The 16965-nt window shown below is 57.0% G+C and carries 10 protein-coding genes; 2 read left to right on the forward strand and 8 right to left on the reverse strand.

Annotated features, from left to right (window positions below):
* Window positions 1-65 precede the first annotated feature (65 nt).
* Complete coding sequence (locus tag LX66_RS15215; RefSeq protein ID WP_145714961.1) at window positions 66-1208, forward strand: alpha/beta hydrolase family protein; 1143 nt, start codon at window positions 66-68, stop codon at window positions 1206-1208.
* Here the strand turns inward: LX66_RS15215 and LX66_RS15220 are convergent.
* The 4 genes from LX66_RS15220 to LX66_RS15235 form a co-directional block, all read right to left on the reverse strand.
* Entirely contained in the window at window positions 1132-2664 is a 1533-nt protein-coding gene (locus LX66_RS15220) for a glycoside hydrolase (protein ID WP_145714963.1), read from the reverse strand. The genes LX66_RS15215 and LX66_RS15220 overlap by 77 nt on opposite strands.
* A gap of 141 nt (window positions 2665-2805) precedes the next feature.
* Window positions 2806-4479, reverse strand: a complete 1674-nt coding sequence (locus LX66_RS15225; RefSeq protein ID WP_145714965.1) for a RagB/SusD family nutrient uptake outer membrane protein — start codon at window positions 4477-4479, stop codon at window positions 2806-2808.
* A 17-nt stretch (window positions 4480-4496) separates the two neighbouring features.
* Window positions 4497-7535, reverse strand: coding sequence for a SusC/RagA family TonB-linked outer membrane protein (locus LX66_RS15230; protein ID WP_244620410.1), 3039 nt, complete (start codon window positions 7533-7535; stop codon window positions 4497-4499).
* 519 nt (window positions 7536-8054) lie between these two features.
* Window positions 8055-12101: a two-component regulator propeller domain-containing protein gene (locus LX66_RS15235; protein WP_244620411.1), complete on the reverse strand. Its 4047-nt coding sequence runs from the start codon at window positions 12099-12101 to the stop codon at window positions 8055-8057.
* Window positions 12102-12182: 81 nt separating this feature from the next.
* On the opposite strand from LX66_RS15235, the gene LX66_RS15240 reads away from it, so the two are divergent.
* Complete coding sequence (locus LX66_RS15240) at window positions 12183-12941, forward strand: class I SAM-dependent methyltransferase (protein WP_145714967.1); 759 nt, start codon at window positions 12183-12185, stop codon at window positions 12939-12941.
* Between the two features lie 15 nt (window positions 12942-12956).
* Here the strand turns inward: LX66_RS15240 and LX66_RS15245 are convergent, their stop codons facing one another.
* The 4 genes from LX66_RS15245 to LX66_RS15260 are packed head-to-tail and all read right to left on the reverse strand — an operon-like array spanning window position 12957 to window position 16951.
* Window positions 12957-13841 (reverse strand): universal stress protein, encoded by an 885-nt coding sequence (locus LX66_RS15245; protein WP_145714969.1) that lies wholly within the window; start codon window positions 13839-13841, stop codon window positions 12957-12959.
* A 5-nt stretch (window positions 13842-13846) separates the two neighbouring features.
* The gene (locus LX66_RS15250; RefSeq protein WP_145714971.1) at window positions 13847-15424 is read right to left on the reverse strand and encodes a BCCT family transporter; all 1578 of its coding nucleotides are present in this window, start codon (window positions 15422-15424) and stop codon (window positions 13847-13849) included.
* Between the two features lie 37 nt (window positions 15425-15461).
* Window positions 15462-16205, reverse strand: coding sequence for a metallophosphoesterase family protein (locus LX66_RS15255; protein ID WP_145714973.1), 744 nt, complete (start codon window positions 16203-16205; stop codon window positions 15462-15464).
* 5 nt (window positions 16206-16210) lie between these two features.
* Window positions 16211-16951 (reverse strand): nucleotidyltransferase, encoded by a 741-nt coding sequence (locus tag LX66_RS15260; protein ID WP_145714975.1) that lies wholly within the window; start codon window positions 16949-16951, stop codon window positions 16211-16213.
* Window positions 16952-16965: the final 14 nt, after the last annotated feature.

A 16965-nucleotide genomic window follows, 5' to 3' on the forward strand; every position in this document is an offset into this window, starting at 1 on the left:
AGTGTGATTGACCCGGGAGAGTGGCTGCGGCTGCTCTCCCTATTTTAAGTATCAGTAATGAAAACATGAAAGCAGTATATATCCTCATCGCCTGTATATGCTGGTGGCTACCGGCATCCGCGCAGGCAGATACGCCTTATATCGCTACAGACGTCCATTATTATAATGCAGACAGCAGCATTCGCTTCGGCGGTACCCTAACGCTGCCGCAGGGCGGGGAAAACTGCCCCGCAGTGGTGCTGGTATCCGGTACCGGCCGGCAGGACCGGGATGGAACTATGGCGGGCCATAAAATGTTCCGGGTGATGGCAGACTACCTGGGCCGCCATGGCATTGGCGTACTAAGGGTAGACGACCGGGGCGTGGGAACCAGCACCGGGAACTACGCGGAAGCTACTACCGCCGATTTTGCGGCAGACGCGCTGGCCAGCCTGCAATGGTTGCGCAGGCACAAAGGCGTAAACCCGCATGCTGTGGGTCTTATCGGGCACAGCGAAGGCGGCGCCGCAGCGTATATGGCGGCCGCTGCCAGCCGGGAGGTGGCTTTTGTGATCAGTCTTGCAGGACTGGCCACACCTGGCCTGCAGGCCCTTAAACAGCAGAACCGCGCCCTTGTGAACAGCGCGTCCATACCGGCACAGAAAAAGTACCGGTACAACAGCGTTAATGATCTCATGTTCGATACGGTATATACTTATGCGCAGTCACCGGACCTGGAGCAACATATCCGTTCGGCTTTTGCGGTATGGCAGCGGCAGGACAGCCTGTACCTGCTGCATCACCCGCCCGACCCGGATGACAAAGGCCGCTTTTTCTTCCCGCTGGAATCCTATATACACGTGGCCACCGGGCCCTGGTACCGCTATCACATCCGTTTTGACCCGGCGCCCTGGCTGGAAAAGGTGCAGGCGCCCATCCTGGCTGTGAACGGGGATAAGGACCTGATGGTGGATGCCGCGCAAAACCTGGAAAATTTCAGGAAATATACTTCCCGCAATAAGGATGTGATGATTGTAAAAGTGCCGGGCCTAAACCACCTGTTCCAGCATTGTATTACCTGCACGCGGGAAGAGCCGGCGACATTGAAGGAAGATATGGCTCCCGGAGTGCTGGAGATGATAGTGGAGTGGATCAGGAAGCAGGTAGTGTCCCCACCAGTGTTACCACGCTCCGCGCCGGCACACGCAACCCATCCTTCGCGGCAATAATTCCCCCCGGCGCCAGGCTGCCGGCGGCCGATGTGGTATAGGTACGGTACCGGTCCGGCAGGGAGGGGCCGCCCTTTAGCGTAACGTCCAGCGCGGCGGCGCTGTTATTCACCAGCACCATGCTGAAAGTATGGTCCGCATTGCGGTAGGCGGATACCAGCAGGGTGGGGGCCAGCGTGCTGTCGCCCAGGGTGGCCTGTACCCGCCGTGCGCCCGGCCTGATAAAGCGGCTGTAGTTACCCAGCACCCACAGCATTTTGCTCTCGTAGTATTGCCCGTCCGTTTTTTGTTTGTCAATGTACACCAGGCCGTCCTTGTAATCATAGGGCGACACCGCCAGCCAGTGATGCCAGGCTGCGGCATTGGCAATGGTGAGGTCCTGGTGTATCACGCGGGCCAGGTACAGGGCCGCATCCATGCCCAGGTCCCGGCCGCTGCCGTTGATCTCGCCCGCATTGTCGCCCAGTATGCAGTATTCGGACTGCCAGTATTCCAGTCCCTTCACCCCGGCTACTTGTGCCGCCAGCCTTTGCCGTACCTGTACGGCGGTATCATAGGGAGAAGAAGTAAAATAACTGTGCCCGGCAATGCTGTGCTCCACTGCCGGCAGTTGCCCCAGGTAAGCGGAGGAGGCGGGATCAAAGAAGGCGCTCACCTGCGCGCCGCGGGCGGGCTTGTTGGCGGTTTCATACAGGTAGTTGAGCTGCCCGGCTTCCGGCACCAGTATCTTCGTGGGCAGGCGTTGGGCCGTAAACGTTTGGCTAATGGCCTTTACCAGGCCGCTTACCTGCGCATTGCTGTAGGGGCAGCCTTCCTGGCCGCCATCGCTCCAGTCCCATTGCGGCTCATTCACCGGGCTCAGGTAGCCGAACAGGATGCCGGTATGGGCCTGTACGCCTTTTATGACCTGTGCTACATAGGTAGCCAGGTCCTGGTAGCGGCTGCTGTCTATGTTGCAATTGCCTTTTGTGGCAAATGCTTTCCCGTTCCGCGTGAGCTGCACCGGGGGGCTGTTCAGGAAAGCCAGGAACTGGCTGACGCCTCTTTCCCTGGCGGCCTGCAGGAACCACTGCTGTCCTGCCTGCCTGTTCCAGTTATAGGTGTGGTCCGGTTCCAGGAACGATTCCGCCCGCCGCCATTCATCGCCGATGCCGCTGTTGTCGCCCTGCTGCGCGCTGCCTGCGCCTACATTGAAACGCCAGAGGGAAAGCCCGATGCCCTGTGGTTGCCCGCCGGCGGTAGTGTCCATGCTGAATAAGAGGTCCGCGATGGCGTTTTTCTTATCCGCCGGCCAGGCGCCTGCAAACTGGCAGGCCCAGGCATCGGATGCGCCAAAGCTGCGGATGGTCTGGTAAGTAACGGCTGCATCCACGTTAACGGATACCTGCTTTACCTGCCCGTACAGGCGCGGTATGCCCGGCAGGCAGGCCAGTAATAATATGATGATGTTTCGCATAGCGTTAGTGGAATGTAAAATGTAAAATGATAAATGTAAAATGTAAAAGTTGGTAGCAGTGGTTTAATAATACTGTAAAGTTGCGTTGCAACATATCCATCCAACTTTTACATTTTACATTTATCATTTGAAATTTATCATTTAATATCCGTCATTCTGTGTAATACGGCCGTTGGAAGCCTGTATCTCCGACCGGGGTATGGGCAGCCAGTAGTGTTTGTTGCTGAAGGAGCGCCCGCTCAGCGCCACCTTGCGGGTGTAGGTGTAATTGCCGTTACCGTCTGTGGTAACGTCCACGCCGTAGGCCGGCTCATTTTCCGTTACATCGGCGATCCTCCAGCGGCGCACGTCGTAAAAGCGGTGCTCCTCGAAGGCCAGCTCCACCTGCCGCTCTTTGCGGATAGCGTCCCGCATGGCGGACTGTGATAAGCCGGCGGGCAGGGGTGGCTGGTTCACGCTGGCCCTTTGCCGTACCAGGTTTACGGCGTTGTACACGCTGGCGTCGGGCCCCACAGCTTCATTCTGCGCTTCGGCATAGTTCAGCAGCACTTCCGCGTAGCGGAGGTATATCCAGGGTTGCAGGCCTGCCACATTCCAGGGATTATCTATAGGGTTATTATCGTCCATGAACTTGCGCAGGTAGTAACCGGTTTTGGTGGTGTTCCAGTTGGAAGGGCCGTCCTTGCTGTCCTTTCCGCCGGGCGTATATATCTGCACGGTGCTGTTCCGGTAGGTAGCGCCGTTGTACAGGATGGTGGCGTAAAAGCGCGCATCGCGGTTATCATACGGATGCTGCGGGTCGTAGCCGGAAGTTGGATCGGTAATATCCTTCCCGTTATCCATCTGGTAAGCGTCCACGAGGTTCTGCAAGGGCGTGTTGCCCGCCCAGCCGTTGTAGCCGTTGGGACCATTGGCAATTTCCAGGCACACATGGCGCGCGCCGATGGCAAACTGCCGGCAGAAAATGATCTCGTTACTGCTGGCATCCAGGAACAGTTGGCTGTAATTGCCAGCCAGCGAATACTGGCCCAGGTCCATCACCGCTTTGGCGGCGGCGGCGGCATCGGCCCAGGAGCCGCTGTTGTACAGGGGGCTGGCGGCATATAAGGCCAGGCGCGCTTTCAGCGCCAGCGCAGCGCCTCTGGTAGCCCTACCCAGTGGCCAACTGTTGTCATTGGCTGTGGGCAGCAACGGCGCGGCAGCATCCAGCTCCGCGATGGCATAGTCCAGGCATTCCCTGATGGTGGAGCGTGTAAACAGGGCGGCGTCGGAAAGATCGTCGTCCAGGTTGTACACTTTATCGCCCATCAGTATCACGCCGCCGTAATTGCGGATCAGGTCATGATAACGGAACGCGCGGATAAAACGCAGCTCGCCTGTCAACCGTTCGCGGAGGCCGGCGCTCATTTGTACACTGTCTATATGGGTCAATGCATAATTACATTCGCGGATGCTGCGGTAGCTTCTGCCCCAGATGGTGCCTGCAATACCGGTGTTTTCCGGGGCCAGTTGCCCGCGCTGCACCAGCCAGGTGTTATCGTCGTTGTTATAAATGGATTCATCTGTCAGGGCGCTCCACATAGCGTATTCAAAGCCCCTGCCAAAGCCGGGATTGGTACCCTCGCCTTCCTTGTCCTGCAGCTTGATGCTCATGTAGCGGTTGATCACAAAATCTTCAAACAGGGCGGAGTCACCCAGCACGGCGGCATCAGAAACGCGGTCCGTGGGTACAATGTCCAGGTAATTCTGCTTACAGGAGGCGAACGCGCCTGCTATAACGAGTACGGGTATATATATAATCTTACTGATCTTCATGGCTTCTTTTTTTCGGTTTAAAACTTAACATTCGCACCAATATTCACGATCCGTTGCTGCGGGTAGAACTGCCCGGAGCTGCTGCTGCCTTCCGGGTCGTAATCTTTTACCTGCGTGATGGTGAACAGGTTGAACGCATTCACATATACGCGCAGCCCCGCGATTTTTATCCGGTTGAGCAGGTCCGCATTGATGGTATAGCCCAGCTCAATGTTCTTGAGGCGGAGGAAGGAGGCATTGTTCAGCCAGAAGTTGTTCCTGTAAAGGCCGCCGTTAATGGAAGCGGATGCCCGGTTGTCCGCACGCGGGTAGGTGCCGTTGGGATTGGTGGGGCTCCAGCGGTTGTCGGCCCAACTGCTGTAGAAGTTGCCAACGGTGCCGGATTCCGGCAGCACGTACTGGCTTACACGGGTTTGCCCGGCCAGCACTGCGGAAAAATCAAAGCCTTTGTAATCCGCTCCCAGCACCACGCCATAGGTGATCTCCGGGATATTGCCGTACTTGGTGCGCACCTGGTCATCAGCCGTGATCTGTTTGTCGCCATTGTAATCCTCGTAGATCAGGTCCCCTAACTGCGCCCCGGCCAGGTGCGGGTAGTTATCCAGGTCTTCCTGCGTTCTGAAAATGCCGATCACATTGTACAGCAGGTCCGTATTCAGCGGGCGCCCGGTTTGCCGCTGGTAGTCCAGCGCGCCGGCGGCTTCGTCAATGAAGATGATCTTGCTTTTGGCGTAGGTGAAGTTGCCGCTTACGCGGTAGTGCAGGCCGCCCGGGGTGGAATTGTCATAACCCAGGGTAGCTTCTATACCATTGCTGTTCACTTTCCCGATGTTCTCGGAGGGCACCAGCGGGTCGCTGCCGTTGGGATTCACAATACCGGATACCTGCGGTATGGAGGCATTCCGCTGGGTGAGGATGTTGGAGCGTTTTTGCTGGAAGTAAATAAACTCCAGTGAAAAATGCTGCAGGAACTGCGCGTTGATGCCCAGGTCCAGCTTTTTGGCGGTCTCCCAGGTGATGTTGGGATTGGCCAGTTTGGTGATGTCTATGCCCGGGTGAATATCTGTACCCACCACGTACTGGTTATAAAATGAATAGTTATCGAAGTACTGGAATAGTCCCACGTTGTCATTGCCCAGCGTACCATAGGAGCCGCGCAGCTTCAGGTCGTTGATGAAAGACACCGGTTTGAACCAGTCTTCCTGCGATACCCGCCAGCCGGCGGATACGGAAGGGAAAAAGCCGTACTGGTTACCCGGTGGGAAGGTGGAGGAGCCATCCACACGCGCCTGTGCTTCCAGCAGGTATTTTTCCCGGTAGTTATAAGCCAGCCGGCCGATGTAGCTTTTACGGGTAAAATTATAGCTCTTGCCCCCGTTGTTCTTGTCCGTAGCGGCAGATCCGCCCTGGGATAGTTCCGGGGTTTGCGTGGAAGGGAAGTTCAGCCGGGAAGCGGCAAGGCTGTCCAGGGTGGTTTTGCTTTGCTCATAGGCCACAAAAGCATCCACATGATGGTCGCCGAACTGCCGGTTGAAATTCAGCTTGATGTTGGAAGTGACCAGCGACTGGTTCAGTTGGTTCTGCGTGAGCGACGCCAGGCCGTTGGACCCGCCCACCACGGTCTGGTTGTAGGCATCCGCTGATGCGTTGTAGCTGTATACGATATACGGCTTGCTGAAGGATTTGCTGGAGCTCCAGGATTTATCCACGGAGAAGAAGCCGTCCAGGAAAAGCCCTTCCACGCCGGGAATATCATAAGCGCCTTTCAGGATGCCGTTGAACACCTGCGTGGGATTTTTATTGGTGCCGCCAATGTCCGTTACCTGCATCACCGGGTTGTTGTTCTCAATACCGGTGGTAGGCAGCCCGTTCGGGTAGCGGGCCGCCACCGTAGGATACGCGCGGTAAATGGAACGGAAGATATCGCCGGCGCCGGTTTGCGGGAAAATGCGGTCTTCCTGCCTGCCGGACAGGTACAGCCCCACTTTCAGGCGTTTGGTCACATTGGCGTCTATATTGGACCGGAAATTATACTGGTTATACTGCGTAACGCCGTTCCGGTACAGGCCCTCCTGCCCGGTCATGCCCAGGGATACGTAGTACCGCACGTTCTCGCTGCCCCCGTTCACAGAAAGGCTGTGCTGGTGCTGCAGGGCCATGCTGCGCAAGGTTTCTTTCTGCCAGTCGGTATTGGGATAGTTCAGCGGGTCCGAGCCGTCCCGGAACTTTTGCACCTGCTCTTCGGTATAGAACTGGTTCAACCCGCCGGAGGGGTTGGTATAATATTGTATCTCGTTCATGAGGGTGGCATAGGTAGCCGCATCCGCCATTTTGGGCAGGCGGGTAGGGAAAGAGAAGCCCTGGTTAAAGCTGTAGCTGATGGCCGGCTTCCCGGTCTTGCCCCGCTTGGTGGTAATGAGTATCACCCCATTGGCGGCGCGGCTGCCGTATACGGCGGCGGAAGCGTCTTTCAGCACGGTCATGCTCTCTATATCGTTCGGGTCCAGCCTTTGCAGGCCGCCGATCTGCCCCGGCACACCGTCTACCACTACCAGCACATCGTTGTTGCCGGTGGTGGCCAGTCCTCTTATATATATATTGGACCCGTCGTATCCCGGTTCCCCGGAGCGGTTGTTGGCTATGAGGCCCGAAAACCGTCCCGACAGGGAGTTGGATACGTTGGGCTGCGGGCTTTTCACAATGTCGGCGCCCTTCAGCACGGAAAGGGAGCCGGTGAGGGTAGCCTTTTTCTGGCTGCCGTAACCCACTACCACCACCTCGTTCACGTTCTGGCTCAGGGAGGCCATCGTAATGGTGAGGGAGGAAAGGTCCTTCACCGGCACTTCCTGCGCAGTGTAGGAAAGGTGGCTGAATACCAGTGTATCCCCTACACTGGCCGACAGGCTGAATTGCCCGTTATTGTCGGTAGCGGCGCCCCGGTTGGTGTGCTTTACCCTTACGGCCACCCCGGGCACGGGGGCGCCTTCCGAGATCACCTTCCCCGTGATGGGCTGTTGCTGGGCATGGAGCAAAGCCGCGGGGAGGAATAAGATCATAAGTAACAGGAATTTTTTCATACGTGGATGTTTGGTGTTTATAAAAGTCCCCAGGAGCACCCTGCCGGAGGCCTCCGGTGGGCGAAAATGCACGTTGCTCAGTTTCATAACGAGAATGTTTGATTAAATAAATAGCTCAAGTTGGTTCAGACCTGGCAGGTTTTTAAAACCTGCCAGGTCTTTTCAGTTTTTTGTGAAGTTTTTATTGTTCACTGCCCCTTTCAGGAGGTGGTGTTACAGGAAATTGCCGTTCCCTGACAGCAATTTGCTCCTGTACAACCCCATTGAGGAGGTTCAGAACAGGAAATTGCTGTTGCCTAACAGCAATTTGCTCCTGTATATCCCCATTGAGGAGTTTCAGAACAGGAAATTGCTGTTGCCTGAGAGCAAATTGCTGTTGTACAACCCCGTTGCCGGGGTTCGGAACAGCAAATGGCTGTTAAAGAACTGTTAATGCGCAAAATACCCCTGCAAAAAGGGGGTAGAGAGGGGGTAAATCATTTAAAAAGGGGGGTAAAATCAGATTTTTATCACGTTCAGGTCCCCGTTGAAGGAGTGGCGGTACTTCTTTATATATTCGGAAGGGTTCATGCCAAACAATTTGCAGAACTGCTCCCGGAAGTACTTGATGTCATTGATCCCCACCTGCTGGGCGGCCTGGTTAATGGTGTAATGCTCCCGCAGCATGAGCACCGCCGCTTTCCGGAGCCGGATGGAGCGGATGAAGGCATTCACGGTTTGCCCGGAAATGGATTTTACCTTTTTATACAGGCTGGAATGGCTCATGCCAATGGCCAGGGCAAATGTTTTGATGGAAAAGTCCTCGTTCCCCAGGTTGGTTTCCACGATCCGGATGCAGCGGTCCAGGAAATCGCGGTACTCCGCCGGTACTTTAATGCTGGTATGCTTCAGGGTGATCTGGTCCAGGAAATACTGCCGCAGCAGGTAGCGGTTCTTCAGGATATTATCCACCTTGGCCAGCAGCAGCTCCTTTTCAAAGGGCTTGGTGATGTAATCGTCCGCCCCTTCGGCCAGTCCTTTTATCTGGGTGTCTGCAGACGAGGCGGAGGTCAGGAGGATCACGGGGATATGACTAAGGCTGTCGGTCTGCTTGATCCGTGCGCACAGCTCCACGCCGTCCATGCCTTCCATCTGGATGTCGCTGATCACCAGGTCCGGCAGGTGCTTTTGCACCAGCGCAAAGCCGTCCCGGGCATTGTCCGCTTCATACAGGATGAACTGGGCGGCAAAAAGCTGCTGCAGGTATTCCCTGATCTCGGCGTTATCGTCTATAAGCAGGATGGACCTTTTTTCCGTGAGCAGCTCCGGTGCGGCGACCGGCGGGTCTGGCAGCGCTTTTTTTCCCTTTTGCGGGGCAATGGCGGCGCCCTCGGCCAACTCCTCCAGTATGCCGGACCTGCCGGCGGGGCCGGGGGCCAGGTGGGCGCCGGGCAGGTGCGCCTTCCCCTTTTGCAGCCGGATGAGGAAGGTGGTGCCTTCGTTGGCGCCGCTCCGGTAGGCAATGCTGCCCTGGTGGCTTTCTATGAAATGTTTCACCAGGTACAGCCCGATGCCGAACCCGGTCTTTTTATGCTCCTGCGCGTTGGCGCGCCGGAATTTCTCGAATACCCGGTCGCCCATTCCCTCCGGGATGCCGCAACCGCTGTCGGAAATGCAGATGTTGACGGAAGCGCCGGTCTCCTGCAGGGCAAACAGGATGGCGCCACCATCCGGCGTAAACTTGAAGGCGTTGGACAGGAGGTTGAAAAGGGCTATTTCCAGTTTCTCATGATCGGCATACAAGGTCACCTGTTCGCTGCCGGCGCTGAAGCGGTAGGTGATGTTCCGGGCCCTGGCCTGCTGGGAAAAGCAGAGGTATACCTCCCGGCACAGCTCTACCAGGTTAAGGGCGGTTACCTGTAGCCGGTCCCCTTCCGTGTCCGCCTTGCGGAACAGCAGCAACTGGTCCACGAGGCTCAGCAGGCGGCGGGCGTTGCGGTACACTACGTTCAGCTCTTTTTCGCTGCCATCCGCCTCGCGGTTTTGGAGCCGCTCTTTCAGGGGATTGATGATCAGGGTGAGCGGGGTCCTGAACTCGTGGGAGATGTTGGTAAAGAAGGTAAGCCGGCGCTCGTTCAGCTCTTTTTCCTTTTCATTTTCCAGGTGGGCCAGCTTTATTTCATACTTCAGGCGCTCCTGCCGGGCCTTGTAGCTGATGTAAAAATAGATGCCGGCGGCTGCGCAGGCGGTGTACAGCAGCCAGGCCCACCAGGCCCGGTACCAGGGGGGCAGCACGGTGATGCGCAGGGCCCGTACCTCCGGTCCCCACGTTCCCCCGGCATTGGCCGCCTTTATTTTGAAGGTGTAGCTGCCTTCCTGCAAGCGGGTGTAATTGGCGTTGCGCAGCTCTCCTACATAGTTCCAGTCCTTATCCCAGCCTTCCAGGTAATAGGCGTAGCTGATCTTGTCCGGGGAGCTGTATTCCAGCGCCACGAAATCGAGGGACAGCACCGCTTCATTATAGGGTATCCGTACATATTGCGTGTCTGGCCTTATCGGGGCATTGTTGATCTTCAGGCCGGTGAGCAGCACGGGCGGTACTTCCTCCCGTTCGTACAGGCTGTCCGGGTAGAAGATGTTGAACCCCTTGATGCCGCCGAACATCAGCTCCCCGGAGCGCAGCTTCAGGGCTGCGTTGTAGGCAAACTGGTTGCTCTGCAGACCGTCTGACTGGCTGAAGTTCCGGAACGACGGCCCGGCAGGGTCAAACCGGGACAGGCCATTGTAGGTGCTGAGCCACAGTCGCCCCTTGTCATCTTCCAGTATGCGGAGGATGGTATTGCTGGGCAGCCCGTCCGTGTCGGTAAAGCGGGTGGCGGCGCCGGTTTCCGTATTGAACAGCAGCAGGCCGCCGCCGTCCGTGCCCACCCAGAGCCGGCCCTGCCGGTCCTCGTGTATGGAGCGGACGGTATAGCCGATATCGAAAAACCGGTGCTGTTTGTATTGCCGGTCTATTTGTATCAGCGCATGGTAGTTGCCGCCCCAGAGGCGCCCCCGGCTGTCTTCCGCCAGGCACTGGACATTGGCTATCGCGTTGTCAAACAGCTCGAAGCGGCCGGCGGCGCGGTTAAAGGTGTACAGGGTGCCATTGTTGGTGGTGCTGGCCCAGAGGGTGCGCGCCGCATCTTCATATACCAGCCATACGTTGTTTTCCGTTGCGCCCGTGTAGGGATTAAAACAGGGGAAGCGCTCAAAGGCGCCGCCGGCTTTGTGAAAGCGGTTTACGCCGCCAAACCAGGTGGAGAGCCAGATGTCGCCCTGTGCATCGCAGAGGATACTGGTAATGAAATTACTGCTCAGGGAGCCCGGAACCTTGCGGTTACGGGTGTAACGGGTATAGGTGTTCTGCTCCCGGTTCCAGTATTTCAACCCGCCACCGTCTGTACCGACCCATATGTTCCCGGTCTTGTCTTCGCAAAAGGAGAAAATGAAATTGTTGATGGAGCCGAAAATGCTGTCGTCATGAAAAGCATGCAGCTCAAAAGGTTGGGGGCGCGGATCAATGATATTGATGCCGCCGCGCAGGGTGCCGATCCATTTGCGGCCTTCCCGGTCTTCGTACAGGGAGTAAACAGCGTTGCTGCTGAGCTGCTGCCGGCTGCCGGGGGCGGGGAAGGGGCTGGCCTTTTCCCTGCCGGGATACAGCACCAGCAGGCCGTTGCCGTCGGAGCCTATCCAGAGCGCGCCCTGGCGGTCTATGCACAGGGCCACCACGTTGCAGTGCTCCGGCATGTAATCGGGGGAGAAGGTGTTGCTGCGCGGGTCGTACCTGAAAAGCCCCTCGTCTGTGCCCAGCCAGAGCTGGCCGCCGGCGCCCGCTTTCAGGCAGTTCACCTTGCCGGGCGTGCCGTTCAGGATGCGCAGCGTTTTGGCGGCGGCGTCATACCAGCAGAGGCCCCGGCCCTGTACGGCCACCCAGGCGCTGCGCCCGTCTGCCGCCAGGTCGATTCCCGTTACTTCATAATCCGTTGATGCCCGGCCGCCCTCCTGCAGGGGGATCTGCCGGCCCGTGTGGATGTTGCCTTCAAACAGCAGCAGGCCGCTGTTTTCCGTGCCGATCAGCACCATGCCGTCCCGGCCGGCTTTAATAACATGGATGTTGCCGCTCACGGGCCGGCTGGCGGTGCTGCCGGCCGGCATGTACCTGGCGGCGGAGAACCGTTCCGTTGCCGGGTCAAACACGCTGGCGCCCTTGCGGCCGCCTATCCACAGCCGGTGCTGCCCGTCGCCTTCAATGGTATATATACCATTGTCCACCAGGGAAGTGCTGTCGCCCACCCGGTTGCGGTACACCTTGAAGCGGTAGCCGTCATAGCGGTTCAGGCCATCGTAGGTGCCGAACCACATAAAGCCTTTGCGATCCTGGTAAATATTGATCACTGCATTATTGGACAGGCCATTCTCTATGCCCAGGTACCTGACGGGATGGTCTGCGGCGGGCAGACGGTTCATCATTAAAGTGACGGACAGCAGCAAAAGCAGCATCCTGTTTCTCCACAGCTCCATACAACCGGTTTAAACGGCATAAAACTATAAATTTTTATTTCTCTACCTTTAAATACCTGGCAGGTATACAAACATGCGCACATGAAAAACACCGAACGTTTCAGCAACCGGGTTGAAAACTATATCAGGTACCGCCCGCACTACCCGCACGCTATTATTCCCGCACTGGAGGAACAAACGGGGCTTACTCCCAATACCGTGGTGGCGGATATCGGGGCCGGCACCGGCATCTCTTCGTTGCCCTTCCTGGAAAACGGGAACCAGGTGCTGGGGGTGGAACCGAATAAGGAAATGCGGGAGGCGGCGGAAAAGGCGCTGCAGCGGTACGCCAATTTCACAGCGGTAGCGGGCAGCGCGGAGCATACCATGCTGCCGGACGCCTGCGCAGACCTGGTAGTGGCGGGACAGGCCTTTCACTGGTTCAACCAGGAGGCGGCCAGAACGGAGTTCCGGCGCATTGCCCGCGGCCATGGCTGGGTGGCGCTGATCTGGAACGAGCGGGAAACCGGGACGGGCTTTGAAAAGGACTATGAGCAATTGCTGGAACGCTATGCCGTTGATTACAAAACCACCCACCACCGGAACGTCAGCATGAAGCAGATCGCCGCGTTCTTTGCGCCGGCGCCCTGCCGGGAACAGTCCTTTCCCAATGCACAGTTGTTTGATCTCCATGGGCTGAAAGGCCGGCTGCTTTCCTCTTCCTATGCGCCCGATGCGGCGCATCCTGCCTACGCGGCCATGATGCGGGAACTGGAAGAAATATTCTACCGGCACCAGCAGCAGAACATGGTGAAATTCCATTACACCACGAAACTGTACACCGGGCAGTTGTTGCCCTGATGCTTGGGACTATGGTTACGCGCTGCCCACCATCAGCAGGCACACGCTGGTTTCCCGCTGCACCATTTCATTGGCCACGCTGCCCATGAACAGGTTGGTGAGCGAGGTAGCGCCTTTTACGCCCATAATGACCATGTCGGCGCTGATGCCGCCGGCATATTCCAGCAGGGCGGTGGCGATGCTCTTTTCATGTACGGATATGATCTGCAGCGGCGGGTACCCGGGGAAATGCGCCGCCCATTTTTTACGCCGGGCGGCTTCATCCTGTTTCAGGGAGTCTGCGATCTCCCCGTCGGAGAGCAGCGGGAAAAAATGATAGCTCATTTTGGATACATATACGGGATGGAAGCGCAGCGCGCCTTCCGGCGGCGGGAAGGCTTCCATGGCGCGGCCCCATTGCAGGATCACCGGGGTGTATTTTGAGAAATCGATGGCCTGCACCACCTGCAAAGGCCGGCCCCTGAAGGTTTCCGGCACCAGCAGCACCGCTGCCGGCAGCATGCGCAGCAGTTTCTGGTTCAGGCCCCCGCTGCCTTCCAGGTATTGCTTGTTGCCCAGTATCACCAGGCCGGCTTCCTTTCTTTTCACTTCCCGGGTAAAGGCCAGCTCAGAAAATTCGTCTACCGTTACCATCACCTTGTACGGGCAGGCCGGTGCGTGTATAGCGGTGATCTGCTCCTGCAGCTTCTGTTCCAGCGTCTGCGTGATCTGTGCCAGGCGCGCAGGCGTTTTCAGCTCCGGGGGCAACTGTCCCAGCTTGATGTTGTGCAGGAAGGTGATGTGCGCAGGCGGCAGCCACTGCTCCAGCAGGCCGGTGTAGCGGATCAGCGCCTGGTCCATTTCAGACAGGTCCAGTCCTACCAGTACGTGCTGCCTCCGGTGAATATGCGTAGCGGACATGTTAATCAGGTTTTCTTTTGTTCGTCAATCAGGTCCACGATGGTATCACGGTAATTTTTCTGCTGTTTCTGCCGTTGCTTTTTGTGCATGGCGGCCAGCTCCTCCTTCAGTCCCTGCCAGAGGCTGTAGCACATGAGCAGGATGATGGCGGCAAAGGGTAGCCCGGTAATGATCACGGCCGTCTGCAATGCCTGCAGCCCGCCGCCCAGCAGCAGGATAATGGCTACCGCGCCCTGCAGGAATGCCCAGAACACGCGCTGGATGGCCGGCGTCCTGGGCGCGCTGCCGGAAGTGATGTTGTCGATCACCAGGGAGCCGGAATCCGAGGAGGTGATAAAAAAGAAAGATACCAGTATGATAGCCAGCATGGACAGCAGGGCAGTGAGCGGCAACTGTTGCAGGAACACGAACAGCGCCGTGGAAATGTTGTCGTTTACGGCCGTTACCAGGGTATTATCTCCCTTCAGGATAAACGAAAGCGCCGTGCTGCCGTATATCGTCATCCACAGAAAGGTGAGCAATGCCGGTACAATGAGCACGCCCAGTATAAACTCCCTGATGGTGCGCCCCATGGAGATACGGGCAATGAAGCTGCCCACAAAAGGCGACCAGGCTATCCACCAGGCCCAGTAGAACACCGTCCAGGTATTCTGCCACCCCGTTTGCCGGAAAGCGTCATTCCAGGTGCTGATCTGTATAAAATCCGCCAGGTAAGAGCCGGTATTCTGGATAAAGCTCTTCAGCAGGTAGGTGCTGGGCCCGCAGATAAAGACAAACAGCATCAGCGTAAAGGCCATGATCATATTGGCGTTGCTCAGTATCTTCACGCCTTTGTCCAGCCCGGAAACGACGGAAATGGTGGCAATAGAGGTAACCACCAGGATCAGGATGGACTGTACGGAGGTGGACAAGGGCCAGCCAAACAGGAAGCTCATGCCGGCATTCATCTGCTGCACGCCCACGCCCAGGGAGGTAGACAGGCCGAACAGGGTAGCCAGCACGGATAATATGTCAATGCTATGCCCCCACCACCCGTGAATGCGCTCCCCCAGGAAGGGGTAGAACAGGGAACGGAAGGTAAGCGGCAGTTTTTTATTGAAGGAGAAAAAAGCCAGCGCCAGCCCTACCAGCGCATAAATGGCCCAGGCATGCAGCCCCCAGTGCAGGAACGTAAAATCCATGGCCTGCCGCACGGCCGCTACATCGCTGCCCACGGGGCGGGGCGGCATGGAGAAATGAGAGACCGGCTCCGCAACGCCGAAGAACATCAGCCCTATACCCATACCGGCGCTGAACAACATGGCGAACCAGGACACAGTGCTGAACTCCGGCTCCGCCTGTTCCCCGCCCAGCCGGATGTGGCCAAACCGGCCAAAGGCCAGTGACAGGCAAAAGATGAGCACAAAATTGACGGTAAGTATCAGGAACCATCCCAGGTGCTCCGTGATAAAATAGCGGGTGCGGGAAAACCACTCGTCCACCGATTGCCGGTACAGCAGGCAGAGCAACATGCTGGTAAATATCAGCAACACGGCGGTGAAAAAAACAGGCCTGTTGATGATGAATCGCTTGTTTCCGAACATACACAGCCAGTTTTAGAGGGTGTATTTTAGATGCCGGCTACACTTCAAACAAAAAGAAAGGGGATTTATACCCGGCTTTTACCAGTACCGGCCTGGATACGTTGTACACTTTTACGCCGCCGGGCGCGTTGCCTTCCAGCGTGCCCATATGTGCATGCCCGTGAAAGGCCGCCACTACGCCGCGCCTGCTCAGCGGCTCCGCCAGCCTGGAGGAGCCGAGGAAAGGGTAGATCTCCTCCGATTCGCCTGCAACGGTGGCCTTTACCGGTGAATAGTGCATGACAGCGATCTTTTTAATGTCTGCGTGCTCCTGGTCCAGGCGGGCCAGCGCGCGGTCCAGGTGCAGCGTTTCGTCCACCACCTCCTGCACAAAGGCTTTCATGGCGCCTTCCCCGAACATGGATACCATATGGTTGTCAAACCCGCCGCCAAAGCCCTTTACGCCGGCAAAGCCCACATTCGCCACTACCACGGCCTCCCCGTCCAGCACATGCAGGTGGTGATGCTGCTGCATGATCTGCCGGATCAGCTTGTGGCGTCCCTTTTCGTGGTCATGATTGCCCAGTACGGCCACAACCGGGATGGTGCAGGCTTTCAGCTCCTCCACCAGCACCTGGGCTTCGGTTTCATCGCCGGTATCGGTAAGATCGCCGCATATCAGCAATACATCCGCCTGCTTTGATATCTCCTCGAAAAGGGCGGTCCATTTTCCTTTGTCCCCCTCCTGGGTATGAATATCCCCAATGGCGGCGATGCGTGTTTTGCGGGATGGTGATGCCATAAGCCTTATACGGTTTTAATAGTGTAAGATTTATAGTTCCATTCTTTTACGTCTGTCTCGTACTGGGTCTGGTCTATCAGCGGGCCGCGGCACACCGCCTCTACGGAAGGGGGCAGCTCGTACTGCTCATAGGCCCGGTGCATCAGCTCATCAAAGAGCCAGCGGGGAATGATCTCCCGGTAATCCGCCGGGTATACGAACTGGAATACCAGCAACTGGGCCAGCAGTAGGTGCCAGTGATGCTCCAGCCGGAACAGCAGCCATTTCCAGTCAAACTGCCGCTGGCGGAGGATGATGTGGTTCACGTCCGCACCGTCAAACCGTTCCCGGTTCTGCACATAGATCTTGCACCATACCAGGTCTTCCGGCGCAAGCACCCTGATCTTTACTCCCACAAATTCCGCATCGTGCGCGTGTGCATACCAGCTTTCGTCCACGCGGAAGATATTATTGACCGCTGCAAAGATGATGTCTATATAATATTCCCCTTTAAATACTTTCGCCAGCCAGCGTGTATCCGTTAATTCGGTACGGAAACCTTTTGCAGCAAAGTATTTGAGTATTCTGGGATATTCGCCCGGCTCACAAAAAACATCCAGGTCCTTGGTGTCGCGGTAAATACCCGTATAGTGGAAAAGGGCAAAAGCGCCGCCTAACATGAACTTTGCACCGCTTTCGTGTAACAGCAGCAGCGCTTCTCTGTAGAACCGGTGCGCTTCACTGTTTTGTTGTTCCGCTGGAATCATATCACTATGCCACT

This window comes from Chitinophaga japonensis (genome assembly GCF_007830125.1).
GTDB lineage: Bacteria > Bacteroidota > Bacteroidia > Chitinophagales > Chitinophagaceae > Chitinophaga > Chitinophaga japonensis.

Bases quoted from the DNA above. Each gene is read 5' to 3' on its own strand.
- LX66_RS15215 (WP_145714961.1), top strand. From the start codon at position 66: ATGAAAGCAGTATATATCCTCATCGCCTGTATATGCTGGTGGCTACCG.
- LX66_RS15220 (WP_145714963.1), bottom strand. From the start codon at position 2,664: ATGCGAAACATCATCATATTATTACTGGCCTGCCTGCCGGGCATACCG.
- LX66_RS15225 (WP_145714965.1), bottom strand. From the start codon at position 4,479: ATGAAGATCAGTAAGATTATATATATACCCGTACTCGTTATAGCAGGC.
- LX66_RS15230 (WP_244620410.1), bottom strand. From the start codon at position 7,535: ATGATCTTATTCCTCCCCGCGGCTTTGCTCCATGCCCAGCAACAGCCC.
- LX66_RS15235 (WP_244620411.1), bottom strand. From the start codon at position 12,101: ATGGAGCTGTGGAGAAACAGGATGCTGCTTTTGCTGCTGTCCGTCACT.
- LX66_RS15240 (WP_145714967.1), top strand. From the start codon at position 12,183: ATGAAAAACACCGAACGTTTCAGCAACCGGGTTGAAAACTATATCAGG.
- LX66_RS15245 (WP_145714969.1), bottom strand. From the start codon at position 13,841: ATGTCCGCTACGCATATTCACCGGAGGCAGCACGTACTGGTAGGACTG.
- LX66_RS15250 (WP_145714971.1), bottom strand. From the start codon at position 15,424: ATGTTCGGAAACAAGCGATTCATCATCAACAGGCCTGTTTTTTTCACC.
- LX66_RS15255 (WP_145714973.1), bottom strand. From the start codon at position 16,205: ATGGCATCACCATCCCGCAAAACACGCATCGCCGCCATTGGGGATATT.
- LX66_RS15260 (WP_145714975.1), bottom strand. From the start codon at position 16,951: ATGATTCCAGCGGAACAACAAAACAGTGAAGCGCACCGGTTCTACAGA.